The following is a 26,511-nucleotide window of genomic DNA, read 5'->3' on the forward strand; positions in this document are numbered from 1 at the left end:
TTTGTTCGTATAAATACATTTGAAGGGCAAAAACCGCCCTTTCAGCGCGCGCCGCCGACGTCCTCGCGGTACATGTAATCGCGGCGCCAGGGATAGGCCAGGTCGGGCGGGTTGTCCAATTCGTCGGGCCTGCCGGTCGCGGGATGCTGTCCCAGCACCTGGTGCAGCGCGATCCAGCCATGTTCGAAGCCCATGGCGCACCCGGCCAGGTACAGCCGGTAAGCGCGCAGCGAACGCGCGCCTTGCTCGCCTCCCAGGATCTGCGCGGCCTCGGGCAGGCGCGCCTCCAGCGCATCGCTCCAGGCCCACAGCGTGCGGGCGTAGTGCGGCCGCAGGTTCTCGACGTCGACTTCTTCCAGGCCGCCATTGGTCATGGCCTCCATGACGACGCTGATGTGCGTCAGCTCGCCGCCCGGGAAGATGTACTTCTCGATGAATTCGCCCATGCCGCTGCCCAGCTCGGCGTTGTAGACGCCGGCCGCGGTGATGCCGTGGTTCATGATCAGTCCGCCCGGCTTGAGCAGCCGCCGCAACTTGGCGAAATAGCCTTCCAACTGGGCCCGGCCGACGTGCTCGAACATGCCAACCGACGCAATCTTGTCGAACGGCGTGGACTCGTCGAGCTTGCGGTAATCCAGCAGCTCCATGCGCACGCGGTCGCCCAGCCCCTTTTCCTGGATCAGTTTGGTGACATGCGCATGCTGGTTGCGCGACAGCGTGATACCCGTGGCGTCCACGCCGTAATGTTCGGCGGCCCACAGCAACAGGCCGCCCCAGCCGGCGCCCACGTCCAGGAAGCGTTCGCCAGGGCGCAGCCGCAGCTTGCGGCAGATGTGGTCCAGCTTGGCCTCCTGGGCCTGCGCCAGCGTCATGCCGGGTTCGCGGTAGTAGGCGCAGGAATAGACCCGGCGCGGGTCCAGCCACAGCGCGTAGAAGTCGTCGGAAAGGTCGTAATGGAATTCGATCTGGCGGGCATCGCGCTCCACCGAGTGGCGCCACACCGACATCACCTTGCGCACCAGCTCGGTCAGCCAGCCGCCGCGCGCCGCATCCACCGGCGAGCCAGGCAGCAGCGCCGAGGCCGCCGCCATCACGTCGCGCATCGAGCCTTCGATGTCGATGCGGCCCTCGACGTAGTCCTGGCCCAGCACGCCGACAGCGCCTTCGGCCAGATGGGCCAGGGCGGTCTTGTCGTGCGTCACGAAGCGCACCCTGGGATCCGGCGGCCCCATTACCGTGCCATCGGGCAGCACCAGCTGGACAGTCACGGGCAGTGCCTGGAGCTTGCGTTCCACAACAGACAACAAAGGATTCACGACATCTCCTCTGGAATACGTACGAACACGACAGACTGTATCGGAAATCAGTTGAAATTTGCGTGTAAGGCGGCGCGTGATACAGTCATTGGCTTGGTGTAAAACGCGCAATGAAGTGCGTCGCACCCTGTCCCTCGCGCGATTTCCCTCGCGATCCACATGCCCCCTACACTTTCCTCACGCGGCGCCATGCCGGGCTGGCTCATTCTCATGGGCGCCCTGACGGCAATCGGTCCTTTCGCCATCGATATGTACCTGCCGGCGTTCCCGACGATCGCCGCCAACCTCGGCGTCCCGCGCGGCGATGTCGAGCGCACTTTGGCCGCCTACCTGATCGGCCTGGCGCTGGCGCAGGTGTTCTATGGTCCGATGGCGGACCGCTACGGCCGCAAGCCGCCGCTGATGGTGGGCCTGGCACTCTTCATGGTGGCCTCGCTCGGCTGCGCCCTGGCCGGCTCGGTCCAGGCGCTGACAGGTTGGCGCGTGCTGCAGGCCATGGGCGGCGCGGCCGGCATCGTGATTCCGCGCGCCGTCATCCGCGACCATTACGAAACCCACGAAGCGGCGCGCGCCATGTCGCTGCTGATGCTGATCATGGGCCTGGCGCCTATCCTCGCGCCGCTGGCGGGCGGGCAGTTGCTGGGCATTGCCAGCTGGCGCAGCCTGTTCTGGGTGATGCTGGCCGGCGGCGCCATGCTGATGACCGCCGTGGTGCTGATCATGAAGGAATCGCTGGCGCCCGAACGCGTCGTGCCGCTGCGCCTGGGAACCATCGTGCAGAACTACCGGGCCCTGTTCGCGCACCGCGGCTTCATGGCGCACAGCCTGGCCGGCGGCTTCGGCCAGGCCGGCATGTTCGCCTACATCATCGGTTCGCCGCGGGTGTTCATCGAGCTGTACGGCGTCGATCCCAAATACTACGGCCTGCTGTTCGGCACCAACGCGCTGTCGCTCATCATCTGCTCGCAGATCAGCGCCCGCCTGCTGCGCACCCACACCCCGCGCCAATTGCAACGCCGCGCCCTGACCTCGCTGGCCTGCGCCAGCCTGGCGGCGGTGGCGCTGGCCCTGGCGGGCTGGATGACGCTGCCGCTGCTGATGGCCTGCCTGATCTGCTACATGGGCAGCCAGGGCTTCGTGAATCCCAACTCGGCGGCGCTGGCGCTGTCCGACCAGGGCAAGCGGCTGGGCGCGGCCTCGGCGCTATTGGGGACGCTTCAACTGTCCTGCGGCGCCCTGGCGGGTTTCGCGGTCAGCGCCTGGCAGACCGACAGCGCCCTGCCGCTGACGACCACGCTGGCGACCTGCGCCTGCCTGTCCTGGCTGTCGGGCCGGGTGGCGCAATCGCACCCCGCCTGAATGCAGGCAAGCAAAGCGGCCGGCACGCAGACAGAAGCCGGCCCTTCGCCCGGCAGCGGAAAATCCCTGCCGGAATCGAGCCGACGCGCGCCATCCAGCCGCGCCTGCCGCGGCTTGAGCGCCACGCTTTTACACGCGCTACCGCCCCAGCACTTGATTTACCTGGATTTTTCGTATTAGAATCTACGTCTTCACATGAAGTTTCCCGTGCTGGACTACTATGCTTTGTAGTTCGACACTCTGACCCCCAAGCGCATTTTTGCGGATGGCAGGCAGCGGGTATAAGCACTGGGTGGAGTCTCCCCGATTCCCCCTCATCCACTAAGACTGGGTGGCCGGCAAGATGGCAAGGCCTCGTGGCAAGACCGCGACGATCCACGCCTCTGATACAGCCCGGCGGCTGAAACCCTGTCTCCCCCCGGCGATGCGCAAGAATAAATGAGGTGCATCCATGGCACGCGTATGCCAAGTGACCGGCAAAGGCCCGATGGTGGGCAACAACGTTTCGCACGCGAACAACAAGACCAAGCGTCGCTTCCTGCCCAACCTGCAATCGCGCCGGTTCTGGGTTGAAAGCGAAAACCGCTGGGTGCGCCTGCGCGTCTCGGCCAAGGCCATCCGCACGATCGACAAGAACGGCATCGACGCCGTGCTGGCCGAAATGCGTGCCCGCGGCGAACTGGCCTAATCGGCCCCCCGCCAATCTGACATACTAGGAGCACGACATGGCCAAAGGTATCCGCGAAAAGATCAAGCTCGAGTCGACTGCCGGCACGGGTCATTTCTACACGACCACCAAGAACAAGCGCAACATGCCCGAGAAGATGCTGATCAAGAAGTTTGATCCGGTCGCTCGCAAGCACGTCGACTACAAGGAAACCAAGCTGAAGTAATTCAGCCGGTATCCGGATAGCCCAAAAAGGCCCTGCATCGCAGGGCCTTTTTGTTTGGCCGAACGTTGCCGGGGATCTGGTCGCCACGCCGTTTTCCCTGGCGCAGGGGCGCCGCGCATGCTTCAATTGGGCCGAAACTGCAATCGTGCCCTACATGAGCCCGGCTTCGGTCGAGCCCTCTTGCCAGCGATACCCGCCATGCTCCGTCCCTGCCTGACCCTGCTGCGCCGCGCGCTCGCCCCCGCGCTCCTGGCCCTGGCGCTGACCCCGGTCGCGTCCGCCAAAGACACCAAAGAGCCGATCCGCATCGGTGAAATCAACAGCTACAAGGCGATTCCGGCCTTCCTGGGCCCGTACAAGAAAGGCTGGCAGCTGGCGCTGGAAGAGGTCAACGCCTCGGGCGGGGTACTGGGCCGCAAGCTCGAAGTGTTTTCGCGCGACGACAACGGCAACCCGGGCGACTCGGTGCGCGCCGCCCAGGAACTGCTGGCGCGGGAAAAGGTGGACCTGCTGTTCGGCGGCTTCCTGTCCAACACCGGCCTGGCCCTGACCGATTTCGCCAAGCAGCAGCAGGTGTTCTTCCTGGCCGCCGAACCTCTGACCGACAAGATCACCTGGCAGGAAGGCAACCGCTACACCTGGCGCCTGCGGCCGTCCACCTGGATGCACGTGGCCGCCCTGGCCCCCAAGGCGCTGGCGCTGCGCAAGAAGCGCTGGGCCATCGTCTATCCCAACTACGAATACGGGCAATCGGCCGTGGCCACCTTCAAGGCCATGATGAAGTCGTTCCAGTCCGACGTCGAATTCGTCGCCGAACAGGCCGTGCCGCTGGGCAAGGTCGACGCCGGCGCGGTGGTGCAGGCCCTGGCGGACGCCAAGCCCGACGCCATCTTCAACGTGCTGTTCGCCGCCGACCTGACGCGCTTCGTGCGCGAGGGCAACACCCGCGGCCTGTTCGAGAACCTTCCCGTGGTCTCGGTGCTGTCCGGCGAACCGGAATACCTGGAGCCGCTGGGCGCCGACACACCGTCGGGCTGGATCGTCACGGGCTACCCCTGGTACGCCATCGACACGCCCGCCAACAAGACTTTCGTCGAGGCCTACCGTAAGCGCTACAACGAGACGCCCAAGGTCGGCTCGGTAGTGGGCTACGCCTCGCTGATGTCGATCGCCCAGGGCCTGAAGGCTGCCGGCGAGGTCGACACCGAGAAGCTGGTCGATGCCTTCGCCGGGCTGAAGGTGGACACGCCCTACGGCCCGATCCAGTACCGCAAGATCGACCACCAATCCACCATGGGCGTCTACATCGGCGTCACGGCGGTCGAGGACGGCAAGGGCATCATGAAGGACTTCGCCTACATCGACGGGGCGCGCCTGCAGCCGCCCGACGAACAAGTGCGCAAGATGCGGCCGCGCTGATGAGCCTGTCCGGGCTGCTGTCGCAGCTGCTCAACGGCCTGGCCGACGCCAGCGCGCTGTTCCTGGTAGCCTCGGGCCTGTCGCTGATCTTCGGCGTCACGCGGGTGGTGAACTTCGCCCACGGCTCCTTCTACATGCTGGGCATCTACCTGGCCTGGACCTTCACCCGCCATTTCGGCGACGGCGCCGGCTACTGGGCCGGCCTGCTGCTGGCGGCGCTGGCCACGGGCCTGATCGGGGCGGCGGCGGAACTGCTGGTGCTCAAGCGCCTGTATCGCGCGCCGGAACTGTTCCAGTTGCTGGCGACCTTCGCCCTGGTGCTGATCATCGGCGACGCCACGCTGGCCGTCTGGGGGCCGGAGGACCTGTTCTCGCCGCGAGCGCCCGGCCTGTCGGGCGCGGTCGACATTCTGGGGCGGCGCTTCCCCCAATATGATCTGCTGCTGATCGCCGCGGGCCCGGTGGTGCTGGGCCTGCTGTGGCTGCTGCTGATGCGCACGCGCTGGGGCCGGCTGCTGCGCGCCGCCGCCGAGAACCGCGACATGCTGGCCGCGCTCGGCGTCAACCAGGCCTGGCTGTTCACCTCGGCCTTCACCCTGGGCGCATTCCTGGCCGGACTGGGCGGCGCACTGGCCGCGCCGCGCGTGCCCGCCACGCTCGGCCTGGACCTGGAAATCATCGCCAGCGCCTTCGTGGTCGTGGTGGTGGGCGGCCTGGGTTCGATTCCGGGCGCATTCCTGGCCGCGATACTCATCTGCTGCGTCAAGGCGGTGTTCGTGTTCCTGGGCCAGGTGCAGATCGGCCCCTGGCTGTTCAACCTGTCCAAGCTCACCCTGCTGGCCGAATTCGCCGTCATGGCGGTGGTACTGGTGGCGCGTCCGTGGGGCCTGCTGGGCCAGCCGCCAGCGCCATCCTCGCACACGCTGGCGGCCGAAGCCCCCATCGTCCCCGCCGGCCGGCGCCTGCGGCTGGCCTATGGCCTGCTGCTGGCGCTGCTCATCCTGGCGCCGTTGGCCACGTCGCAGTGGCCCTACGCCGGCATCCTGCTGACCGAAATCCTGATCGCCGCCTTGTTCGCCGCCAGCCTGCATTTCCTGACCGGACTGGCCGGCATGACCAGCTTCGGCCATGCCGCCTGGTTCGGCCTGGGCGCCTATGGCGCCGCGCTGCTGCTGAAATTGATGGCGTTGCCGATGGAAGCCGCCCTGCTGCTGGGGCCGTTCGCGGCCGCGCTCGGCGCGCTGCTGTTCGGCTGGTTCTGCGTGCGCCTGTCCGGCGTCTACCTGGCGATGCTGACGCTGGCGGTGGCACAGATCCTGTGGGCGCTGGCCTACCAGTGGGACGAAGTGACTGGTGGCAGCAACGGCCTGATCGGACTATGGCCGTCGAGCTGGCTGGCGCGCGGCCCGTGGTTCTACTACCTGACGCTGGCGCTTTGCGCGCTCGGCATTGCCTGGCTGCGGCGGCTGGCGTTCTCGCCGCTGGGCTATGCGCTGCGCGGCGTGCGCGATTCGGGCCTGCGGGCCGAGGCGCTGGGCATGGACACGCGCCGCATCCAGTGCATCGGCTTCGTGGCTGCGTCGCTGGCGGCCGGCCTGGCGGGATCGCTGTACGCCTTCTCGAAAGGCAGCATCGCCCCCGACGTGCTCGCGGTCAGCCGCTCGGTCGACGGCCTGGTGATGGTGCTGCTGGGCGGCCTGCAAACCCTGGCCGGCCCGCTGGTCGGCGCGGCGGCCTATACCTGGCTGCAGGACGCCGCCGCGCGCAGCACTGAATACTGGCACGCCGTGCTGGGCCTGGCCATCCTGGCGCTGGTCATGCTGTTCCCTGCCGGCCTGGCGGGCGCGGCGGCGCGCCTGGGACGCAGACGCGCATGACGACCGCCCCCGCCTTGCTGCGCGTCCAGGGACTGCGCAAATCCTTCGGCGGCATCGACGCGCTGGCCGACGTCTCGTTCGAGCTGGAGGCCGGCCGCATGCTGGCGTTGATCGGCCCGAACGGCGCGGGCAAGTCCACCTGCTTCAATGTGGTCGGCGGGCAGTTGCGGCCGGACGCCGGTTCGGTGCGGCTGGACGGTCGCGAACTGATCGGCCTGTCGGCCGGCAGGATCTGCCGCCTGGGCGTGGGACGGACCTTCCAGACCGCCGCCACGTTCCGTTCGATGACCGTGCTGGAAAACGTGCAGACCGCGCTGCTGTCGCGCGACCGCCTGCTGCTGCGGCCCTGGCGCCGCGCCGCGTCACACCGCGCCGACGAGGCCCTGGCGCTGCTGGAGCAGGTGGGCATGGCCGACCGGGCCGGCGCCCATTGCGGCGCCCTGGCGTACGGCCAGGTCAAGCGGGTGGAACTGGCGATGGCGTTGGCGCACCGGCCGCGGCTGTTGCTGATGGACGAACCCACCGCCGGCATGGCCACCAACGAACGCCACGCGCTCATGCGCCTGACACGTGAACTGGCCGATACGCAGCGCATGGCCGTGCTGTTCACCGAGCACAGCCTGGACGTCGTTTTCAAGCACGCCGATCGCATCGCCGTGCTGGTGCGCGGCAGCCTGCTGGCCGAAGGCCCACCGGGCCGCATCGCCGTCGACGCGCGCGTCAAGGCAGCCTATCTGGGCACCGACGCGCCGCGGGCCTGAACCACGCTCAACCGCCGGCCTGGGGGCTGTCCGGCTGGCATTCCCAGAACACCTTGGCGCTGCAGCGCGCGCAGATGCCGCGATCGAGCCGCGCATAGATGGCGTGCAGCGCCGTGGCCTTGTCGGGAAACACGTGGTCCGCGCCCAACCGCTCCAGGAATCCCGTGCGGCGCCACATATCCAGCACTTCCGGCCGCGGCCGGTGGAAATACAGGTCGCCGCCCATCGCGCGGCGCGCCGCCAGCTCGTCTTCCCAGACCTGGGCGCCGGCCAGGTCGATGAAATTCATGCTCTTGGCCATCACCAGCAAATGGCGCGGCGCATCGGGTCCGCTGCGCAGGTCCTGCAGCCGTTGCGCCACATGCTCGGCGGCGCCGAAATAAACCGAGCCCTCCATGCGCAACAGCTTGAGCTGGGGGCATTCCGGCAGCGCTTCGGGCTGCTGCGCCAGCACCACGAAGCGGCGCTCCAGCCCGCGCGAATCGAAGCCCATGGTGCGCATCGCCGGCCGCGAGGTGCGATGCAGATACGCCATCAATGACAACACGGTGCCCAGCAGGATCGCGACTTCCATGCGGATCGTCACCGTGGCCGCCAGCGTGGCGGCGGCTATGGCGCTTTCGCCCCGCTGGGTACGGATCGACTGCCGCCAGCGCGGCACATCCAGCAAGGTCCAGGCGACCAGCAACAGCAGGCCGGCGATGGCCGCGTGCGGAATCCGCGCCAGCAAGGGCCCGCTCAGCGCCACCAGCGCCATCAGCAGCAGGGCCGAGAACACCGCCGCCAGCGGCGTCTTCGCGCCCGCCTCGTAGTTGGGAATGGAACGGTTCAGCGAACCGCAGGACAGGTAACAGGAAAAGAAGCCACCGACCACGTTCGACAGCCCCTGCCCGATGAATTCGCGATTGGCGTCGATGCGCTGGCCCGAACGCGCGGCCACGGCCTTTGCAATCGAAATGGACTGCGCCAGCGCCACGATGGTCAGGGCGAAGGCCAGGCTGAGCAGATCGGGCAAGGCGCGCCAATCCACACGGGGAACATGGAACGGCGGCCAGGGTTGGGCCAGGTCTCCCAATACCGGCACGGCGGCGGCGCCCCAGCGCGGCGCCAGGGCATTGAACGCGGCCGCGGCCAGCGCGCCCGCCGCCAGGCCGGCCAGCATGTAGGGCTTGCGTTTGTCCAGCCGCTTGAGCAGCAGGGCCGCCGCGATCGTCACCGCCGTGACCAGCACGGCCCCCGCTTGCGCCTGGTCCGCGCTGGCGGCCAGGCCGATCAGCAAGGCGCCAGCCCCGTGCGACGCGGGCGCCGGCAATCCGAGCGCATCCTTCAAGGCGTGGACCGCAATCAGCAGGGCCGCGCCGCTGGTGAAGCCGAACAGCGCCGACGGCGAGATGAAATGCGCCAGAGACCCCAGGCGCAGGGCGCCCACCAGCCACTGCATCAAGCCGACCAGCACCGTCACCGCCAGGGCCAGCTCGATATAGCCCGGGCTGCCCGCCACCGCCAGCGGCGTCAGCACGGCGAACAAGGCCAGCGAGTTGGCATTGGTGGGACCGGACATGACGTGGCGGCTGGAGCCGAACAGCGCCGCGACGATACAGGGCACGATGGCCGAATACAGGCCGTACTGCGGCGGCAGGCCGGCCAGCGTCGCAAACGCCACGCCCTGCGGCAACACCAGGAGCGCCCCCAGCAGTCCCGCCGCCAGGTCGGCGCGCAGCGTCGCGGGGCCGACTTGCGGCACCCAATCGCCAAACACCCGCACCAGCCACGCCCCGCGTCCCGCCGCCATCATTCCCCGTCCTTGTTCTTCTCGATGCCGGGCACGCTCAGCGCAGGTACCTGCGCTCCAGTTCGCGCATGTCCGCATCGCCCTGCAGGTCGATGATATCGCGCACCGTGGGCAGGCCGGCATCGACGCCATGGATGCCGCCGTCATTGCGGATGCGGGCGAACACCTCGCGCATGGCGCCCACGGCGGCGCGGATCGCGTGATTGCCGTAGATCACCAACCCCACCTTGCCCAGGGCCTGGATATCGGCCTCGCGCAATTGCGGATAGGCGGTCGGCACCAGCACCAGCGGCACGCGGCCGGACCAGGCCGCGATGAAGGCCAGCACCTCGTCGGGCGTGGTCTGCTTGGAATGGATCAGGATGGCATCGGCGCCGGCGGCCTCGTAGGCCGCCGCGCGCGCCAGCGCCTCGGCCTGGCCGAGCCCGGCGATCAGCGCCTCGGTGCGGGCAATGACGCAGAAATCCGGATCGCGGCGCGCCGCGCAGGCGGCCTCGATCTTGCCCTGGAATTCCGCGACGCGCACCAGTTCCTGGCGGCCATCGGCGCGCAGGCTGGTGTCCTTGGGAAAGGTCTTGTCTTCCATGACCACGGCCGACACGCCCGCCGCTTCGTATTGCGGCACGACATAGGCGACATTGATGGCGTTGCCGAACCCCGTATCGATATCGGCGATGACCGGCACATCGACCACCGCCGCGATGGCCCGCATCATCTCCAGGTGCAGGCCGGCCGACAGGATGTTGGCGTCCGGCACCGCATGGCTGGCCGACAGTTCGAAGCCGCTGCCCCAGATCGCGTCGAAGCCCGCCTCGGCCGCCAACTTGGCCGACAGCGGGTTGTGCGCCGACATGGCGTGCATCAGGACGGGAGCCTGCAATTTCTGGCGAAAGCGTGCGTGGCGGTGCATGGCGTGAGGGTCCGGAGATCCGGCGCCCAGAGCGCCGGCTGGGGATCATTTAACACGAAAAGCGGCCGCGGGTGCGACGGCGTTCAGCCCGCTCCGCCGCCGCGGCGCGCCCTCATCGCCCGGCTGATCGCGGCCAGCGCCTCATCGGAAACCAGGCGCGCGGCCATCGGCAACAATTCGTCCTCCTCGCGCCGGATGTGCTCGGCGTAGGCCGCCGCGAAAGCCTCCACTTGCGCCGCCGGCAGCTCGGCGGGACGGCCGTCGGCGACAGCTTCCAGGGTTTGCCGCAGCGGCGCCCACAGCGCCGCCAGGCGCGCATGGTCGGCAACCAGGCCATCCACCAGCGCGTGCAGGCAAACGGCGTCCGAGCCGGCCATGGACTCGATCAAGGCCGGAAACAGATCCTCTTCCTCGTCCTCGTGGTGGTGCAGCGCGGCGGTCTGGAAATAGCGCACGACAGCCGCCGCCGCCACCTGGGCCGCGGCATCGCTGCCATGCGCCGGCAAGTGCGCCGCCAGCCGGCGCAAGGTTTCGCATTGGCGCGCTATGCGCCCATGACAGGCCGACAGCAGGCCCAGCGGATCATCGGGGGTCGGCGCCGCCACCGGCCCGCCGGGAAAATTCACTGTCATGGCGCCCCTCCTTGATCAAGAATGCCCGCGCCACCAAAGCCGGATGGAATCCCAGGCGCGTCCGGCCAGGCCCGCCTCGGCCACCGGTTCCAGCGCCACCACCGGAAACTGCATCGCGGGCTTGCCGTCGACCATGACGCGCACCGAACCCACCGTGGCCTGGGCCGGAATCGGCGCCACCAGCGGATCCTGCGGCGTCCACACCGGTTCGACCTTGGCGCCCGCGGGTACCGTGACGTAGGCGTCGCGCGCGAAGCCGGCCTTGAGCGTATCGGCCTGGCCCTTCCAGACCTCGGGCGTGGCCACGGCCTGGCCCTTTGCATATAACTTGATGGTATTGAACCCCTGGAAGCCCCATTCCAGCAACTCGCGGCTTTCCTGGGTGCGCAGCTTGTCCGACGCCGTGCCGACCACCACGGTGATCAGGCGGCGCTGCTCCTTGCCGTTGGGCCGGTGCGCGGTGGCCACGATGCAATATCCGGCCGCGTCGGTGTGGCCTGTCTTGAGGCCGTCGACGCTGGGATCGAGCCACAGCAGCCGGTTGCGGTTGGGCTGGGTGATATTGTTGTAGGTATAGGTCTTGGCCGAATCGTAGGTCTTGTACAGCTGGGGGTAGTCGCGGATGAAGCGCGTGGCCAGGATCGACAGGTCGCTGACGGTCGAATACGTGCCCGGATCCGGCAGGCCGTGCGGGCTGGCGAAATGCGTGCCATGCAGGCCCAGTTGCACGGCGGTGTCGTTCATGCGGGCCACGAACGCCTCGACGCTGCCCGACACCGCCTCGGCCAAGGCGATGGCGGCGTCATTGCCGGACTGGATCATCAGGCCGCGCAACAGTTGGTCGACCGAGACCCTGGAGCCCGGCTCCAGGAACATCTTCGAACTGCCCGGCGGCACTTTCCACGCCCGCGTCGAGATCACCACTTTCTGGTCCGGCGACAACTCCTTGTTGTGGATCGCGCCGAACACCACGTATGCCGTCATGATCTTGGTCAGGGACGCCGGCTCGATCCGGGCAGTGGCCGCGTGCGATGCGATCACCTGGCCGCTGGTCTCATCGAGCAGCAGCCAGGCCTTGGCGGACAGGTCCGGCTGCGGCATCGATTGCGCCAGGGCGCCGGACATACACGCGGTCGCAACGAGCAGGCTCGCCGCCAACTTCTTCATCAACATAAGGGGCTTCACTTCCATGCAGGGTAAGGATGGCGCGCGGGCAACGCTCGCAGGCGGCCTTCCGGCCGCCCTCGCGCAGCGCCGACGCGCGGCGCGAAGCATTGGAACATGGGAACCGAGGATGGTTCAAAACCCCATTGCACAGGCACTTTGCGTGAAGCAAGCAGCACTGAAAAAATCGCAGCGATTGTCACCGCATTTTGCAGAACCCCTTGTAGAAGGGGTTTTTCTGCCTGGAAAACAACAAAGATTGATCGAAAGGCCTTGCGAAAGCCGCTATAACCGCCACTCTTCCGCTATCATCGGGCGCGTGGCGTTAAACGTCGATACCCGGCGCGCGCGCTGCTCCATGTCCTCAACATACGGATTTTGACCATGGCCACGAAAGCTAAAGCTCCTGCCAAGAAAGTCACCAAGCCCGCCGCCAAGGCGCCCGCAAAGAAGGCTACCGCCGCCAAACCCGCTGTGAAGCCCGCAGCCAAGAAGGTCGTCGCCGCCAAGAAGGTCGCTGCCGCCCCCAAGGCTATCAAGGCTGCTCTGAACAAGACCCAGCTGATCGCCTACATCGTCGAGCAGTCCGGCGTTGAAGCCAAGTCGGTCAAGGCCGTCCTGGCCAGCCTGGAAACCTCGGTGCTGAGCTCCGTGGACAAGAAGGGCGCCGGCGAATTCACGCTGCCCGGCCTGTTCAAGGTTGCCGTGCAGAAGGTTCCCGCCAAGGCCAAGCGCTTCGGCAAGGATCCGTTCACCGGCGAAGAGCGCTGGTTCCCCGCCAAGCCGGCTTCGGTCAAGGTGAAGGTTCGCCCGCTCAAGAAGCTGAAGGACGCCGCGCAGTAATTCCGCACGGTTATCCGGTCAAGCCGGAAAGGGCCTGCCCCGCATGGGGCGGGCCCTTTCTTTTTTTGCGCGCGCTTTTCCCGCGGCGAACGCGCGCCTTGCGCCATGTGGGGCCGGGCTGCTAGAATTTATCTTTACGTGAAGATACTTTATATAAAAACATCATGAACGATCTGGTCGACCTGGTGCTGTCGCAGTGGGAACGGGAATGCCCCAACCTGGACATCTCGCCCATGAGCGTTGCCAGCCGCCTGTTCCGCCTCCACGCCTTCGCCGCGCGCGACGTGGGCCGCGCGTTCAAGCGCTACAACCTGCACCAGGGCGAATTCGACGTGCTGGCAACCCTGTACCGGACCGGCGCGCCGCACGCCATGAATCCGCAGAAACTGGTCGCGGCCCTGCTGCTGACCTCGGGGGCCATGACCAACCGGCTGGACCGGCTGGAACAGGCCGGCCTGCTCGCGCGCACCCCCAACCCGGAGGACCGCCGCGGCGTCATCGTCGCCTTGACCGCCGAAGGCGTGCGCGTCATCAAGCTGGTTCTGAAGGACTATCTGCGTGAACTGGAAACGCTGCTCGCCCCCCTGAACGCCACCGAGCGCCGCCAGATGGCGGGCCTGCTGAAGAAACTGCTGATCCCGCACGACCGGGAAACGCCTGGCGGCATCGCCGCCTAGGGCCTGTTCACACCAAGCCCTTGCCCCGCAACACCCAGACTCCCTGCCCCACATGAACGCCGCACCCGCCCAACCCGCTCCGCTCACCGCGCCCGTCATCCTGCTGATGTCCGTCGCCACCGGCCTGGCGGTCGCCAGCAACTATTACGCGCAGCCGCTGCTGCACACCATCAGCCAGCAATTCTCGCTGTCCAACGCCACCGCGGGCAGCATCGTCATGATCGCGCAGCTCAGCTACGCGCTCGGCCTGATCCTGCTGGTGCCGCTGGGCGACCTGTTCGAACGCCGCGGCCTGATCGTGCTGATGACCCTGCTGTCTTCCGGCGGCCTGCTGCTGTCGGCCTTCGCCCCCAATATCCAGATGCTGATGCTGGGAACTGCAGTGACCGGCATGCTGTCGGTGGTGGCGCAGGTGCTGGTGCCGTTCGCGGCCACCCTGGCGGCGCCGCACGAGCGCGGCAAGGCGGTCGGCACCGTCATGAGCGGCCTGTTGCTGGGCATCCTGCTGGCCCGCACCGCGGCCGGCGTGCTGGCCGACCTGGGCAGCTGGCGCACCGTCTACTGGGTCGCCGCGATCCTGATGCTGGCCATGTCCGCCGCGCTCTGGAAGGTGCTGCCGCGCCACAAGAGCCACGCCGCCATGAGCTATCCGCGCCTGCTCGGCTCGATCTTCCGCCTGTTCGCCGAGGAGCCGCTGCTGCGCGGCCGCTCGCTGCTGGGCGGCCTGCTGTTCGCCGCCTTCAGCATGCTGTGGACGCCGCTGACCTTCCTGCTGTCGGGCCCGGACTACGGCTTCAACAACACCACCATCGGGCTGTTCGGGCTGGCCGGCGCCGCCGGCGCCTATGCCGCCAACCGCTTCGGCCGGCTGGCAGACCGGGGCCTGGGCAACCAGGCCACCCGCATCGGCCTGCTGCTGTTGTTGGCTTCCTGGGGCCTGATGGCCTTCGGCCAGGCCTCGGTCATCGCGCTGCTGGTCGGCATCCTGATCCAGGACCTGGCGATCCAGGGCGTCCATGTCACCAATACCAGCTCGCTGTACCGCACCCGGCCCGAGGCCCGCAGCCGCCTGACGGCTGGTTACATGACCAGCTACTTCATCGGCGGGGCGAGCGGATCGCTGGTATCGTCCTGGCTGTACTCCCATTACGGCTGGCCCGGCGTGGTCACCGCGGGCGCGGTTCTGGCGGCCATGACCCTGGCCTACGGCATGCTGGGCGCCAGTGCCCGCATCCCGGAAATCGCCCCGTCCCCTATCCGCGCCTAGCACCTCCTATAATCAGGGGTTTTGGCCGCCCCCGCGCCTGGCGCGCGGGGGCGGTTCACCCATTTTTCGCCATCGCGCACGAGCCCATGCAGGAACGTTACCTCCCCACTACCGTCGAAGCGGCCGCCCACCAAGACTGGCAGGCCCGCGACGCCTATCTGGTCCATGAACACGCGAAGAACCCGGACGGCTCCGAGAAGCCGAAGTTCTACGCCTGCTCGATGCTGCCCTATCCCAGCGGCAAGCTGCACATGGGCCACGTGCGCAACTACACCATCAACGACATGATGGCGCGCCAGTTGCGCATGCGGGGCTACAACGTGCTAATGCCGATGGGCTGGGACGCCTTCGGCATGCCCGCCGAGAACGCCGCCATCAAGTCCAAGGTGCCGCCCGCCAAGTGGACCTACGACAACATCGCCTATATGAAGAAGCAGATGAAGGCGATGGGCCTGGCGATCGACTGGTCGCGCGAGATGTGCGCCTGCGATCCCGAGTACTACAAATGGAACCAGTGGCTGTTCCTGAAGATGCTCGAAAAGGGCGTCGCCTACCGCAAGACCCAGGTCGTGAACTGGGACCCGGTCGACCAGACCGTGCTGGCCAACGAACAGGTCATCGACGGCCGCGGCTGGCGCTCGGGCGCCCCGGTCGAAAAGCGCGAGATCCCGGGTTACTACCTGCGCATCACCGATTACGCCGACGAACTGCTGGGCGCGGTGCAGAACGACCTGCCCGGCTGGCCCGAGCGCGTGCGCCTGATGCAGGAAAACTGGATCGGCAAGTCCGAGGGCCTGCGCTTCGCCTTCCCGCACCAGATCACCGGCCAGGACGGCCAGTTGATCCAGGACGGCAAGCTGTACGTCTTCACCACCCGCGCCGACACCATCATGGGCGTGACCTTCTGCGCCGTGGCGCCGGAACACCCCCTGGCCACCCACGCCGCGCAGTCGAACCCGGCGCTGGCCGCCTTCATCGAACAGTGCAAGCTGGGCGGCACCACCGAGGCCGAGCTGGCCACGCGTGAAAAGGAAGGCCTGCCCACCGGCCTGTTCGTGACCCACCCGATCACCGGCGACCAGGTCGAGGTCTGGGTCGGCAACTACGTGCTCATGACCTACGGCGATGGCGCCGTGATGGGCGTGCCGGCCCACGACGAACGCGACTTCGCCTTCGCCAAGAAATATGACCTGCCGATCCGCCAGGTCGTGGACGTGGCCGGCAAGGCCTATTCCACCGACGCCTGGCAGGAATGGTACGGCGACAAGCAGAGCGGCCGCACCACCAACTCCGGCAAGTACGACGGCCTGTCGCACAAGGAAGCCGTGGACGCCATCGCCGCCGACCTCGGCGCGCAAGGCCTGGGCGAAAAGCAGACCACCTGGCGCCTGCGCGACTGGGGCATCTCGCGCCAGCGTTACTGGGGCACCCCGATCCCCATCATCCACTGCCCCGATTGCGGCCCGGTGCCGGTCCCCGAAAAGGACCTGCCGGTGGTGCTGCCGGACGACCTGATCCCGGACGGCAGCGGCAATCCGCTGGCCAAGAACGAAGCCTTCCTGTCGTGCGCCTGCCCCAGCTGCGGCAAGCCGGCGCGCCGCGAGACGGACACGATGGACACCTTCGTGGACTCGTCCTGGTACTTCATGCGCTACACCTCGCCGGGCAACGACAAGGCCATGGTCGATGCGCGCAATGACTACTGGATGCCGATGGACCAGTACATCGGCGGCATCGAACACGCGGTCCTGCACCTGCTGTACGCGCGCTTCTGGACCAAGGTCATGCGCGACATGGGCCTGCTCAACTTCGACGAGCCCTTCACCAAGCTGCTGTGCCAGGGCATGGTGCTGAACCACATCTACTCGCGCAAGAACGCCCAGGGCGGCATCGAGTATTTCTGGCCCGAGGAAGTCGAGAACGTCTACGACGCGCGCGGCGCCATCACCGGCGCCAAGCTCAAGTCCGACGGCTCCGAGGTGACCTACGGCGGCGTGGGCACCATGTCCAAGTCCAAGAACAACGGCGTCGATCCGCAATCGCTGATCGACACGCTGGGCGCCGACACCGCGCGCCTGTTCGTCATGTTCGCCAGCCCGCCCGAGCAGACCCTCGAATGGTCCGACTCCGGCGTCGAAGGCTCGAACCGCTTCCTGCGCCGCCTGTGGTCCATCAGCTACGCGCAGCGCGACGCGATCGCCCGCGGCCTGGCCGCCGGCGCCGACTGGACCGACGCGCCCGCCGCCGTCAAGGACCTGCGCCGCGAGGTCTACAACCTGCTCAAGCAGGCCGACTACGACTACCAGCGCATCCAGTACAACACCGTCGTGTCCGCGTGCATGAAGATGCTCAACGCCATCGACGACGCCAAGCTGCCGCAAGGCGCGCACGCCGACGCCGCCTACGCCGAAACGCTCGGCGTGCTGCTGCGCGTGCTGTATCCGGTGGTGCCGCACATCACCTGGCAACTGTGGCGCGACCTGGGCTACGCGCACGAGCTGGGCGACCTGCTCGACGCGCCGTGGCCGCACGTCGACGAAGCCGCGCTGGTGGCGGACGAAATCGAACTGATGCTGCAGGTCAACGGCAAGCTGCGCGGCTCGATCCGCGTCGCGGCCAAGGCCGCCAAGGAAGACATCGAAAAGCTCGCCGCCGCCCAGGACGAAGTCGCCCGCTACCTGGAAGGCCGCCCGCCCAAGCGGGTCATCGTGGTTCCGGGCAAACTGGTCAACGTCGTAGGCTGATGAGGTCAAGCATGCACTTCGCCGGGCAACAAACGCACTCCCCCCGCCAATCCTGGCTGCTGCGCGGCGCCTGCCTGGCGCTGTTCATGCTGCTCTCCGCCTGCGGTTTCGCGCTGCGCGGTGTCACGCCGATGCCGTTCAGCACGCTCTATGTCGGCATCGCCGACAACACGCAGTTCGGGGCCGACGTGCGCCGCGCGCTGCGGGCGGCCTCGCCCGATACCAAGCTGGTCGCTTCGCCCAAGGATGCGCAGGCGATCCTCCAGGAAGTATCCAACACGCGCGCCCTGCGCGAGGTGTCGCTGAACGCCCAGGGCCGTGTCGAGGAATACGAACTCGGCATCAACTACACCTTCCGCCTCATCGACGCCCAGGGCCGCGCCCTGATCCCGGACACGACGCTGTCGATCTACCGCGAAATGCCCTATGACGACCAGATCGTGCAGGCCAAGCAAGGGCAGATCGAATCCCTCTACATCGCCATGCAGCGCGACCTGGTCTCGCGCCTGCTGCGCCGCATGACGGCGCCGGAGGTGCGCAAGGCGTTCGAGAATCGCGAACAGCGCGGCGAAGACGGCGAAATACCGTTGTACGACCCCGCCGCGCCCATGCCGCGCAGCACGCCGGCGCCGTGGCAGACGCCGTCCACCACCGATCCGGCCTATACGCGCTGACCGATGGCACAACCCCTGGACGCGGATCGCCTGGCCGACCACCTGCAGCGGGCGGGCAACCGCCTCGCCCCGCTGTACACGGTGTCCGGCGACGAACCTCTCCTGGTGACCGAGGCGGTGGATGCGCTACGCGCCGCCGGACGCGGCGCCGGCTACACCGAACGGCTGTCGATGGTGATGGACGCGCGCAGCGACTGGAGCGCCGTCATCGCCGCGACCCAGAGCGTGTCGCTGTTCGGCGACCGCCGCATTCTCGAACTCAAGATCCCCACCGGCAAGCCGGGCAAGTCGGGCGCCGACACACTGGCACGCCTGGCCGAGCAGGCTGAAAAGCAGGCCGACAACCCCGATACGCTGATCCTGGTGGCGCTGCCGCGCCTGGACAAGGCCACCCGCGAAAGCCGCTGGATGCAGGCCCTGGCCCGCGGCGGCATGACGGTCGACATCGCCAACGTCGAACGCGGCCGCCTGCCGGCATGGGTCGGCCAGCGCCTGGCGCGCCAGAACCAGCGCACCGACAACGCCACCCTGCAATGGATGGCCGACAAGGTCGAAGGCAACCTGCTGGCCGCGCACCAGGAAATCCAGAAGCTGGGCCTGCTTTATCCCGAAGGCCAACTGGCGCCCGAGGACGTCGAGCGCGCCGTGCTCAACGTCGCCCGCTACGACGTGTTCGGGCTGCGCGACGCCATGCTCGCTGGCGACATCGCCCGCACCATCCGCATGATCGACGGCCTGCGCGCCGAAGGCGAGGCCCTGCCGCTGGTGCTGTGGGCGGTGGGCGAGGAAATCCGCCTGCTGGCGCGCGTGGCCGAGGCGCGCAGCCTGGGGCAGGACGCCAATGGCTTGATGCGCCGGCTGCGCATTTTCGGAGCGCATGAACGGCTGGCGCTGCAGGCGCTGGGCCGGGTCCGTCCCGACGTCTGGCCGGCCGCGGTGCAGCATGCCCACGAGGTCGACCGTCTCATCAAGGGCCTGTCGGTGCCGGGGCGCCTGTCCGATCCCTGGGAAGAAATGACCCGCCTGGCCCTGCGCGTGGCCGCGGCCGGCACCCGACCGTGAAGGCGGCTGCGGCCGCCGCCTCGTCCTCCCGGCCCCCGGCCGGATAAACTAATCCCATCAGCGGCGCCCTCGCCGCCCCCTCTTCACTATGAATGACGCCGTCATGTCCTCGTCCTCCATCGAACAAGCCATGCTGACCCTGGGCGAGAATGCGCGCCGGGCCTCGCGCGCCATGATGCGCGCCAACAGCGCCGCCAAGAACCAGGCCCTGCTGGCCATGGCCGAAGCGCTGGCAGCCAACCAGGCCGAATTGCTGGCCGCCAACGCCAAGGACGTCGCCGCGGCGCGCGCCAATGGCCTGGAGCCGGCCTTGCTCGACCGCCTGACGCTGTCCGAGAAAACACTGGCCCATATGGCCGAAGGGCTGCGCCAGATCGCCGCCCTGCCCGACCCGATCGGCAGCGTCACCGCCACCACCGTGCGCCCCAACGGCATGCGCGTGGCGCAGATGCGCGTGCCGCTGGGCGTGATCGGCATCATTTACGAATCCCGGCCCAACGTCACCATCGACGCGGCGGCGCTGTGCCTGAAGTCCGGCAACGCCGCCATCCTGCGCGGCGGCAGCGAAGCCCTGCACTCCAACGTGGCGCTGGGTCGCATCGTCCAGATGGGCCTGGCCGCCGCCGGCCTGCCGCAGGACGCGGTGCAGGTGGTGGCCACGGCCGACCGCGCCGCGGTCGGCAAGCTCATCACCATGACCGAGCACATCGACGTCATCGTGCCGCGCGGCGGCAAGGGCCTGATCGCCCGACTGTCGCAGGAGGCGCGCGTGCCGCTGATCAAGCACCTGGACGGCAACTGCCACATCTACATCGACGCGGCCGCCGACCCGGACAAGGCCCACGCCATCGCCTTCAATGCCAAGACCTATCGCTACGGCATCTGCGGCGCCATGGAAACCCTGCTGGTGGACGCCGTGGCGGCCGTCTCGATCCTGCCGAGCCTGGCCGCGGCGCTGACCGAACACGGTGTCGAACTGCGCGGCTGCCCCCGCACGCTGGCGCTGCTGCCGCACGCCAAGCCGGCCACCGACGAAGACTGGGCCACCGAATACCTGGGCCCGATCCTGGCGATCCGCATCGTCGACTCGCTCGACGACGCCATCGAACACATTGCGCGCTGGGGCTCCGGCCACACCGACGCGATCGTCACCGAAGACCTGTCGGCGGCGCAGCGCTTCCAGCGCGAGGTCGACTCCAGCTCGGTCTATGTCAACCTGCCGACCTGCTTCGCGGACGGCTTCGAATACGGCCTGGGCGCCGAGATCGGCATTTCCACCAACCGCCTGCATGCGCGCGGCCCGGTCGGCCTGGAAGGCCTGACCACGCTCAAATGGGTGCTGACCGGCGAAGGCCAGACCCGCGGCTGATCTTCCACTTTCTTCAAGCTCGCGGCCTGCCGCGCACTACCGGGATTTCCATGCATTCACCCGCCATGGCCATGGCCTTCAGTCTGTTCGTGCTGTGCTTCATCACCTGCTCGCTCTGCGGCTTGGTGCTGTTCTTCGTCAAGAGCAAGCAGATCAACGCCGCATTCAAGCACCCCTATCTGCAGCATCGCCCGTTCGAGCGCTACCCGCTGGCGATCAAGGCAGCGATCATGCTGGATTATTTCTTCCGCCTGATGTTCCCGGGCACCCGATTCTGGCTGATTGGCAACGCCAATGACCTGCTGGCGCACCTCGATCCCAAGAAAGCGCCGTTGGCCTTGAAGTGGCCGATCGTCGGTTTCTGGGGTTCGTGCTGGCTGGGCCTGATCGCAATGATCGTGCTGTGGACGATGCTGTTCCTGGGAGCCTGAGGCCCATGCGGATCGAGATCGAAGACTACCCGGGTTGCACGGAAGCCGCGCGCATCCTGATCGCCGCCCGCGAGGCCGGCATCGCCGGCCCGCGCCTGCCCGCCGCCTGCCGCCCCCAGACCCAGGGCCAGGCGTTCGCCGTGCAGCAACGCACCGCGCAGTTGCTGCGCGAGACCCGCCGCGATGGCATCGGCGCCTGGAAAAGCGCCCTGCCGTCGCCCGAGAAAACCGTGGTCGCCCCCATCTACGCCTCGACCGTGGCGCTGGCCGGCAGGCTGTCCGCTTCCACGCAGGTGGTGCGCATCGAACCGGAAATCGCGTTCGAACTGGCGCGCGACCTGCCCGCCCGCGCCGAACCATACAGCCCAGCCGAGATCGACGCCGCCATTGGCGGCGCGCGGCTGGCGCTGGAAGTGCTGGGTTGCCGCTATGCCGCGCCCGAGCACGCCAGCCTGCCCGAACTGCTGGCGGACCACATGTTCAATGCCGGGCTGGTGCTGGGTCCGCGTATCGCCTCGCCGGACGCCGCGCCGGCCAGTATGACCATCACCCTGTCCGTCGATGGCACCGAAGTCGAGCAGCATCCCGGCATCCATCCCAACGGCCACGCCAAGGCCGGACTGTACTGGCTTGCCAATTTCCTGCGCGAACAAGGCCTGGCGCTGGCCGCGGGCCAGCACGTCATCACCGGCTCGTACGCGGGCTATCTGGACGTGCCCGCCAACCGCGATCTGGAACTGGCCTATGGCGACCTTGGCGTCCTGAAACTGCGCTTTGTCGTCGATTGAATCGACACCCGCCATCGCCCGAGGCCATGCCATGCTGACCCTGCGTCCCTTTGCTCCCGCGGACTACGCCCTGCTTTCGAGCTGGTTCAATTGCCTGTCCGACGTGGTGCAATGGGGAGGGTCGCATCTCTCGTACCCGCTGGCACAGGCCGATCTGGATGCCATGCTGCGCGAAGGACAGGTCCAACCGCCCACCCGGCGTTGCTGGATGGCATGCCGCGGCGACACGCCGGTGGGTCACGCGCAACTGGCGTACGACTGGCGCGACGGCAATGCCCGCCTGGGCCGTGTCGCCATCGCCCCGGCCGAACGCGGCCAGGGACTGGCCGGCCCGATGGTGACGCTGCTGATCGACGAGGCCTTTCGCACGCCAGGCATCGAACGCCTGGAGCTGAATGTCTACATGTTCAATCAGCCCGCCATCCGCACCTACCAGAAGCTCGGCTTCACGCTCGAAGGCGTGCGGCGCTCATCCACGCGCGCCGGCGAGGCGCGCTGGGATACCGGCATGATGGGACTGCTGCGTACTGAATGGCGGCCGGCTGACGCCGCCATTCAGCGCGCAACCTGAGCTGCTCCGCCGGCTAGCGGACCACCGGCTCCGCAATGCCGACGGCGGGGCCACCGGCCTCGATCGCTGCCCCGGCAGCAAGGCACAGATCCTCGCGGTAGCGCCCCGCCACCACCTGGACGCCCACGGGACTGTCGCCGGCGCTGCCCATGGCCACGGTCAGCCCGGGCAATCCCATGAAAGGCAGGCCGATCTGCGTCATCTGCGCGCGCCATACGCGACGGTAGGCCGCGTCGCCCTCCAGGTCCAGGTTGTCGGAAAACGGCAGCTCGGCGGACACCGGCAGCAACAGCACGGGATATTCCGTCAGGAACAGCTCCCACAGGCGCGTCAGCGTCGCGCGGCGCGTCAACACCGCCGAGAACCCGGCCATGTCCATGCCGGCCACGCTTTCACGCTGGCCCTCCAGGGCCACCTGCGCGCCGCGGTCTCCTTCCTTGCGCGCGGCCTCGACCATGGCGTCGTAGCCATCCGCCATCCACATGCGGATCTGCAGGTCTGCGGCCTCCTGCAGCGGCGGCAGGGTATCGATCGTATCCACCGCCCAGCCCGCCTCGCTCAAGCGCCGGGCGGCATCCTGCAAGGCCTTGACCACCGCCGGCGCGGTCTCCATGCCGTCGGGATTCAGGCAAAGCGCCGCGCGCCGCGGCCGGTCCGGACCGGTCAATGGCGCCGGCACCCACCACGGATCGCGCGGATCGGCCGCGGCCATCACGGCCAGGCCCAGCCGCAGGTCGGCGATGCTGCGACCCAGCGGACCGGACACCGCCGTGATCTGGCCGCCGATGGTGCGTTCGGGCAGGGCTGCGTTGTAGGCGGGCACACGGCCCAGCGACGGACGCAGGCCGTGCACGCCGCAAGCATAGGCGGGGTAGCGGATCGAGCCCGCGATATCGGTGCCATGCGCCAGATGGCCAATGCCCGCCGCCACCGCCGCCGCGGCGCCGCCGGACGAGCCTCCCGGCGTCAGCGCGGGATTGCGCGGGTTCAAGGTATTGCCGTGCAGCCGGTTGCCGGTGAACCATCGCAATGAAAACGCGGGGGTGTTGGTGCGGCCGATGATCACCGCACCCGCCTTGCGCAGGTTGTCCACCACCGGGTTGTTGACCGTCGCGATCACGTCCTTCTGCAACGTCACGCCGTTGGTGGTGGCAAAGCCGGCCTGGTCCACATTGACCTTGACCGTCACCGGCACGCCCGCGAGCGCGCCGGGGTCTTCGCCGCGCGCCAGGGCCTGGTCCACCAGGGCAGCCTGCGCCAACGCATCCTCGGGCCGGTGATCGACCACGGCGTTGATCAGGGGATTCACCGCCTGCAGGCGATCCAGCGCGCTCTGCGCGGCCTGGACTGCGGAAACATCGCGCCGGCGGATACGGGCGGCAAGCTCAACTGCGGACAAACGCCAAAGATCGGACACGCGGCACTCCTCTATCTGGTCAACGGAAACCGGCGGCCAGGCGCCGCCGGACGGCCAACCTTAGCGCCCCTTGCACGCGTCCACAAGCCGGGGCGCGCCGCCAGGCCATGCGCTTCAGTCCTCCTCGAACACCTCGACAATCGCGTCCGCGACGGCGCGCACCCGCGCTGTCCGGTTCAGGTCGCCATGCATCACCAGCCATAAATCATAGGGCTCGCTGCGATGAGGCCAGATCCGCACCAGGTCCGGATACTGCGGCGCCATATGGATGGGCAGTTCGCCGATGCCCAGGCCCGCCGCCACCGCCTCGATGATCATCAGGCCCGAATTCAATTCCATGGCAATGCGGCCATTCCCGGTGGGCTCGCCACAGAAGGTGTCCGACCAGCCCGGCAGCACGGCCTGCTGGTAGGTCACCAGCGTATGGCCGGCGAAGGCGGTTCCGGGACGCGGCTCGCCATGCGCCTCGAGATAGGAGCGGGAGGCATACAGCCCGACTTCCTTGCGCGCCAGATGGCGCTGGATCAGGTCGGGATTGTCCGGCTTGATATTGCGGATTGCCAGATCGGCTTCGCGCCGGGTCAGGTTGCTCAGCTGAATCGAGGTCGACAGCGCGATGCGGATGTCGGGATGCTGCACGTGCAGCCGGCTGATGGCTTCCATGATGAAATAACTGGCCACGGTCTCGGACGTCGCCACCCGCACCACGCCCGACAGCCGGTGATCCAGCCCTTGCATCTGCCGTTGCAGCTGATCGGCGGCCTGCTCCATGCGCTCGGCCGCGGCAAATGCCTGTTCGCCCGCGGCGGTCGGCACATAGCCCGACGGCGTGCGCAGGAACAAACGGGCGTCCAGCGAAGCCTCCAGCGCCGCCAGCCGGCGGCCGGCCGTGGCCTGATCGATCTGCAAGAGGGCCGCGGCGCCACGCAGGGTGCCATTGCGGTAGATCGCCAGGAAGATGCGCGCGTTGTCCCAATCCATGCAGGCGGCTCCGCCAAGGCCCCGGCGGATCGCCACGGCGCCAAATGTTGATGCAATTTTGCATCACTATAAAGCAGATTCTCCTATTTTTTTGCATCAACGGAACCCCTAATCTGTGCACCTCGGAAGTCCCCGGAAGTTCCTGTCATGCGCCCCGCCTGTTCCACTGCCCCGCTCCCCGTCGAACCCGCCCTTCGTCCCGCCGCGACCGGCCTGCTGCCCCTTGTCACCCTGGCCATCGGCTTCGTCATGGCCATGCTCGACGTCACCGTCGTCAACGTCGCCCTGCCCAGCATCGCGCAGCAGTTCACCGTGCCGCTCACCGATCTGGTCTGGATCGTCGACGGCTACACTCTCACCTTCGCCGCCCTGCTGCTGGTGGCCGGCGCTCTGGCCGACCGCTATGGCGCCAAGACCGTCTATCTGGCGGGGCTGGGCGTCTTTACCCTGGCCTCGCTGCTATGCGGCATCGCGCCCGGGGGAGACCTGCTGATCGCCGCCCGCATGCTGCAGGGCCTGGGCGCCGCGCTGTTCATGCCCAGTTCGCTCAGCCTGCTGACCCATGCCTATGAAGACGACCAGGTGCGCAATCGCATGCTGGCCGCATGGTCGGCCATAGTGGCCGTGGCCGGCGCCGCCGGTCCGCTGCTGGGCGGCGTGCTGATCCATCAGTTCGGTTGGCGCGGCATCTTCCTCATCAACCTGCCGCTGGGCCTGGCAGGCCTGTGGCTGGCGCGGCGCCGCATCCAGGCGGCCCCGCGCCGCCCGCGCGCGCTCAATCCGCTGAGCCATGTGTTCGGTGTCGTCGCGCTGTCATCGCTCTGCTTTGCGTTGATCCAGGGCAACGCCTACGGATGGGACTCGTTGCCCATCCTGGGCGCGGCGCTCGTGTTCCTGCTCGCCGCCACGCTGCTGATACACCGCGAGCGGCGCCACGCCGAGCCGATCATTCCGCGCGCGCTGTTCCAGACCACGCAGTTTGCGGCGGCCAACGGCGTGGGCTTTCTCATCAACCTCGCCTCGTACGGCCAATTGTTCCTGCTCAGCCTGTTCCTGCAACAGGCCCGCGGCGCCGACGCCCTGGAGACCGGCATCCAACTGGTGCCCATGCTGGCGGTGTTCTCCATCGGCAACCTGATCTCTAGCCGCATATCGGCGCGCTGGAACGTATCCGCCTCGCTGCTGGGCGGCATCCTGTTGGCGACGGTCATGAGCCTGGCGGGCCTGGCCGCGTTCACGCCCGACATGCCCTACCGGCCCTTCGCCGCCGTGGTGGCGCTGGCGAACCTGGGAGTCGGTATCGCGGTGCCGGCGATGACCAGCGTGGTCATGCAGGTGTCGGGCAAGCATCACGCCAATAGCGCCGCGGCCGCGCTCAACGCCAACCGGCAATCGGGCGCCCTGGTGGGGGTGGCACTGATGGGCACCATCCTGCACCTGCTGCCGGACTGGCATGCCCGCCTGCCCGCCTCCTACGTCATCATCGCCGCCGCTTATCTGGTTGCCGCGATGCTGGTATGGCGGCACCTGCGTCACGCCCGCAACACCTGACGGGCATCGGCGG

25 protein-coding genes are annotated in these 26,511 nt (G+C 67.8%); 18 read left to right on the forward strand and 7 right to left on the reverse strand.

Annotated features, from left to right (window positions below):
- Positions 1 to 41 precede the first annotated feature (41 nt).
- Entirely contained in the window at positions 42 to 1,316 is a 1,275-nt protein-coding gene (locus tag AT699_RS23120; RefSeq protein ID WP_024070002.1) for a class I SAM-dependent methyltransferase, read from the reverse strand.
- Between the two features lie 189 nt (positions 1,317 to 1,505).
- Between AT699_RS23120 and AT699_RS23125 the strand changes: the two genes are divergently transcribed.
- The 6 genes from AT699_RS23125 to AT699_RS23150 all read left to right on the forward strand — a co-directional run bounded on the left by AT699_RS23125 (position 1,506) and on the right by AT699_RS23150 (position 7,625).
- Complete coding sequence (locus AT699_RS23125) at positions 1,506 to 2,675, forward strand: Bcr/CflA family multidrug efflux MFS transporter (protein WP_076468554.1); 1,170 nt, start codon at positions 1,506 to 1,508, stop codon at positions 2,673 to 2,675.
- A 451-nt stretch (positions 2,676 to 3,126) separates the two neighbouring features.
- The gene (rpmB, locus tag AT699_RS23130; RefSeq protein WP_006385639.1) at positions 3,127 to 3,363 is read left to right on the forward strand and encodes a 50S ribosomal protein L28; all 237 of its coding nucleotides are present in this window, start codon (positions 3,127 to 3,129) and stop codon (positions 3,361 to 3,363) included.
- A gap of 37 nt (positions 3,364 to 3,400) precedes the next feature.
- The gene (gene rpmG / locus AT699_RS23135; RefSeq protein WP_003810296.1) at positions 3,401 to 3,568 is read left to right on the forward strand and encodes a 50S ribosomal protein L33; all 168 of its coding nucleotides are present in this window, start codon (positions 3,401 to 3,403) and stop codon (positions 3,566 to 3,568) included.
- A 198-nt stretch (positions 3,569 to 3,766) separates the two neighbouring features.
- Positions 3,767 to 4,987, forward strand: coding sequence for an ABC transporter substrate-binding protein (locus AT699_RS23140; protein WP_024070003.1), 1,221 nt, complete (start codon positions 3,767 to 3,769; stop codon positions 4,985 to 4,987).
- Positions 4,987 to 6,864, forward strand: coding sequence for an ABC transporter permease (locus AT699_RS23145; RefSeq protein WP_024070004.1), 1,878 nt, complete (start codon positions 4,987 to 4,989; stop codon positions 6,862 to 6,864). Before AT699_RS23140 ends, AT699_RS23145 begins: the two co-directional genes overlap by 1 nt.
- Positions 6,861 to 7,625 carry an ABC transporter ATP-binding protein gene (locus tag AT699_RS23150; protein WP_006385642.1) on the forward strand — a complete coding sequence of 255 codons (765 nt, stop codon included), beginning with the start codon at positions 6,861 to 6,863 and terminating at the stop codon, positions 7,623 to 7,625. The genes AT699_RS23145 and AT699_RS23150 overlap by 4 nt, the downstream gene beginning before the upstream one ends.
- A gap of 7 nt (positions 7,626 to 7,632) precedes the next feature.
- Here AT699_RS23150 and AT699_RS23155 read toward each other — a convergent pair whose 3' ends face one another.
- The 4 genes from AT699_RS23155 to AT699_RS23170 form a co-directional block, all read right to left on the reverse strand.
- Complete coding sequence (locus AT699_RS23155) at positions 7,633 to 9,420, reverse strand: SulP family inorganic anion transporter (RefSeq protein WP_024070005.1); 1,788 nt, start codon at positions 9,418 to 9,420, stop codon at positions 7,633 to 7,635.
- A 34-nt stretch (positions 9,421 to 9,454) separates the two neighbouring features.
- On the reverse strand, positions 9,455 to 10,327 hold the full coding sequence (locus AT699_RS23160) for a phosphonopyruvate hydrolase (RefSeq protein ID WP_024070006.1): 873 nt from the start codon (positions 10,325 to 10,327) through the stop codon (positions 9,455 to 9,457).
- Between the two features lie 83 nt (positions 10,328 to 10,410).
- Entirely contained in the window at positions 10,411 to 10,959 is a 549-nt protein-coding gene (locus tag AT699_RS23165; protein ID WP_024070007.1) for a hemerythrin domain-containing protein, read from the reverse strand.
- 15 nt (positions 10,960 to 10,974) lie between these two features.
- On the reverse strand, positions 10,975 to 12,132 hold the full coding sequence (locus AT699_RS23170; RefSeq protein WP_006385646.1) for a D-alanyl-D-alanine carboxypeptidase family protein: 1,158 nt from the start codon (positions 12,130 to 12,132) through the stop codon (positions 10,975 to 10,977).
- Between the two features lie 154 nt (positions 12,133 to 12,286).
- Here AT699_RS23170 and AT699_RS31715 point away from each other — a divergent pair, with 154 nt between their 5' ends.
- The 11 genes from AT699_RS31715 to AT699_RS23220 all read left to right on the forward strand — a co-directional run bounded on the left by AT699_RS31715 (position 12,287) and on the right by AT699_RS23220 (position 22,549).
- Positions 12,287 to 12,505 carry a hypothetical protein gene (locus AT699_RS31715; protein ID WP_123767366.1) on the forward strand — a complete coding sequence of 73 codons (219 nt, stop codon included), beginning with the start codon at positions 12,287 to 12,289 and terminating at the stop codon, positions 12,503 to 12,505.
- A gap of 2 nt (positions 12,506 to 12,507) precedes the next feature.
- Entirely contained in the window at positions 12,508 to 12,966 is a 459-nt protein-coding gene (locus AT699_RS23175) for an HU family DNA-binding protein (protein ID WP_006385647.1), read from the forward strand.
- A gap of 164 nt (positions 12,967 to 13,130) precedes the next feature.
- Positions 13,131 to 13,643: a MarR family winged helix-turn-helix transcriptional regulator gene (locus AT699_RS23180; RefSeq protein ID WP_006385648.1), complete on the forward strand. Its 513-nt coding sequence runs from the start codon at positions 13,131 to 13,133 to the stop codon at positions 13,641 to 13,643.
- A 52-nt stretch (positions 13,644 to 13,695) separates the two neighbouring features.
- The gene (locus AT699_RS23185; RefSeq protein WP_006385649.1) at positions 13,696 to 14,910 is read left to right on the forward strand and encodes an MFS transporter; all 1,215 of its coding nucleotides are present in this window, start codon (positions 13,696 to 13,698) and stop codon (positions 14,908 to 14,910) included.
- A gap of 86 nt (positions 14,911 to 14,996) precedes the next feature.
- Positions 14,997 to 17,654, forward strand: a complete 2,658-nt coding sequence (gene leuS / locus AT699_RS23190) for a leucine--tRNA ligase (RefSeq protein ID WP_024070009.1) — start codon at positions 14,997 to 14,999, stop codon at positions 17,652 to 17,654.
- 11 nt (positions 17,655 to 17,665) lie between these two features.
- A complete protein-coding gene (locus tag AT699_RS23195) occupies positions 17,666 to 18,328 on the forward strand; it encodes an LPS-assembly lipoprotein LptE (protein ID WP_006385651.1) in 663 nt (220 codons plus the stop codon).
- Between the two features lie 3 nt (positions 18,329 to 18,331).
- Positions 18,332 to 19,390, forward strand: coding sequence for a DNA polymerase III subunit delta (holA, locus tag AT699_RS23200; protein WP_006385652.1), 1,059 nt, complete (start codon positions 18,332 to 18,334; stop codon positions 19,388 to 19,390).
- 88 nt (positions 19,391 to 19,478) lie between these two features.
- Complete coding sequence (locus tag AT699_RS23205) at positions 19,479 to 20,759, forward strand: glutamate-5-semialdehyde dehydrogenase (protein WP_024070010.1); 1,281 nt, start codon at positions 19,479 to 19,481, stop codon at positions 20,757 to 20,759.
- Positions 20,760 to 20,809: 50 nt separating this feature from the next.
- Positions 20,810 to 21,190 (forward strand): hypothetical protein, encoded by a 381-nt coding sequence (locus AT699_RS23210; RefSeq protein ID WP_020929079.1) that lies wholly within the window; start codon positions 20,810 to 20,812, stop codon positions 21,188 to 21,190.
- A gap of 5 nt (positions 21,191 to 21,195) precedes the next feature.
- A complete protein-coding gene (locus AT699_RS23215) occupies positions 21,196 to 21,978 on the forward strand; it encodes a 2-keto-4-pentenoate hydratase (protein ID WP_024070011.1) in 783 nt (260 codons plus the stop codon).
- A gap of 31 nt (positions 21,979 to 22,009) precedes the next feature.
- Positions 22,010 to 22,549 (forward strand): GNAT family N-acetyltransferase, encoded by a 540-nt coding sequence (locus tag AT699_RS23220; protein WP_024070012.1) that lies wholly within the window; start codon positions 22,010 to 22,012, stop codon positions 22,547 to 22,549.
- A 13-nt stretch (positions 22,550 to 22,562) separates the two neighbouring features.
- Here AT699_RS23220 and AT699_RS23225 read toward each other — a convergent pair whose 3' ends face one another.
- Both AT699_RS23225 and AT699_RS23230 read right to left on the reverse strand, forming a co-directional pair.
- Positions 22,563 to 23,966, reverse strand: coding sequence for an amidase family protein (locus tag AT699_RS23225; protein ID WP_024070013.1), 1,404 nt, complete (start codon positions 23,964 to 23,966; stop codon positions 22,563 to 22,565).
- A gap of 114 nt (positions 23,967 to 24,080) precedes the next feature.
- Complete coding sequence (locus tag AT699_RS23230) at positions 24,081 to 24,947, reverse strand: LysR family transcriptional regulator (protein ID WP_020929083.1); 867 nt, start codon at positions 24,945 to 24,947, stop codon at positions 24,081 to 24,083.
- A 147-nt stretch (positions 24,948 to 25,094) separates the two neighbouring features.
- On the opposite strand from AT699_RS23230, the gene AT699_RS23235 reads away from it, so the two are divergent.
- Positions 25,095 to 26,498, forward strand: coding sequence for an MFS transporter (locus tag AT699_RS23235; protein ID WP_024070014.1), 1,404 nt, complete (start codon positions 25,095 to 25,097; stop codon positions 26,496 to 26,498).
- Positions 26,499 to 26,511: the final 13 nt, after the last annotated feature.

This window comes from Achromobacter xylosoxidans (genome assembly GCF_001457475.1).
GTDB lineage: Bacteria > Pseudomonadota > Gammaproteobacteria > Burkholderiales > Burkholderiaceae_B > Achromobacter > Achromobacter xylosoxidans.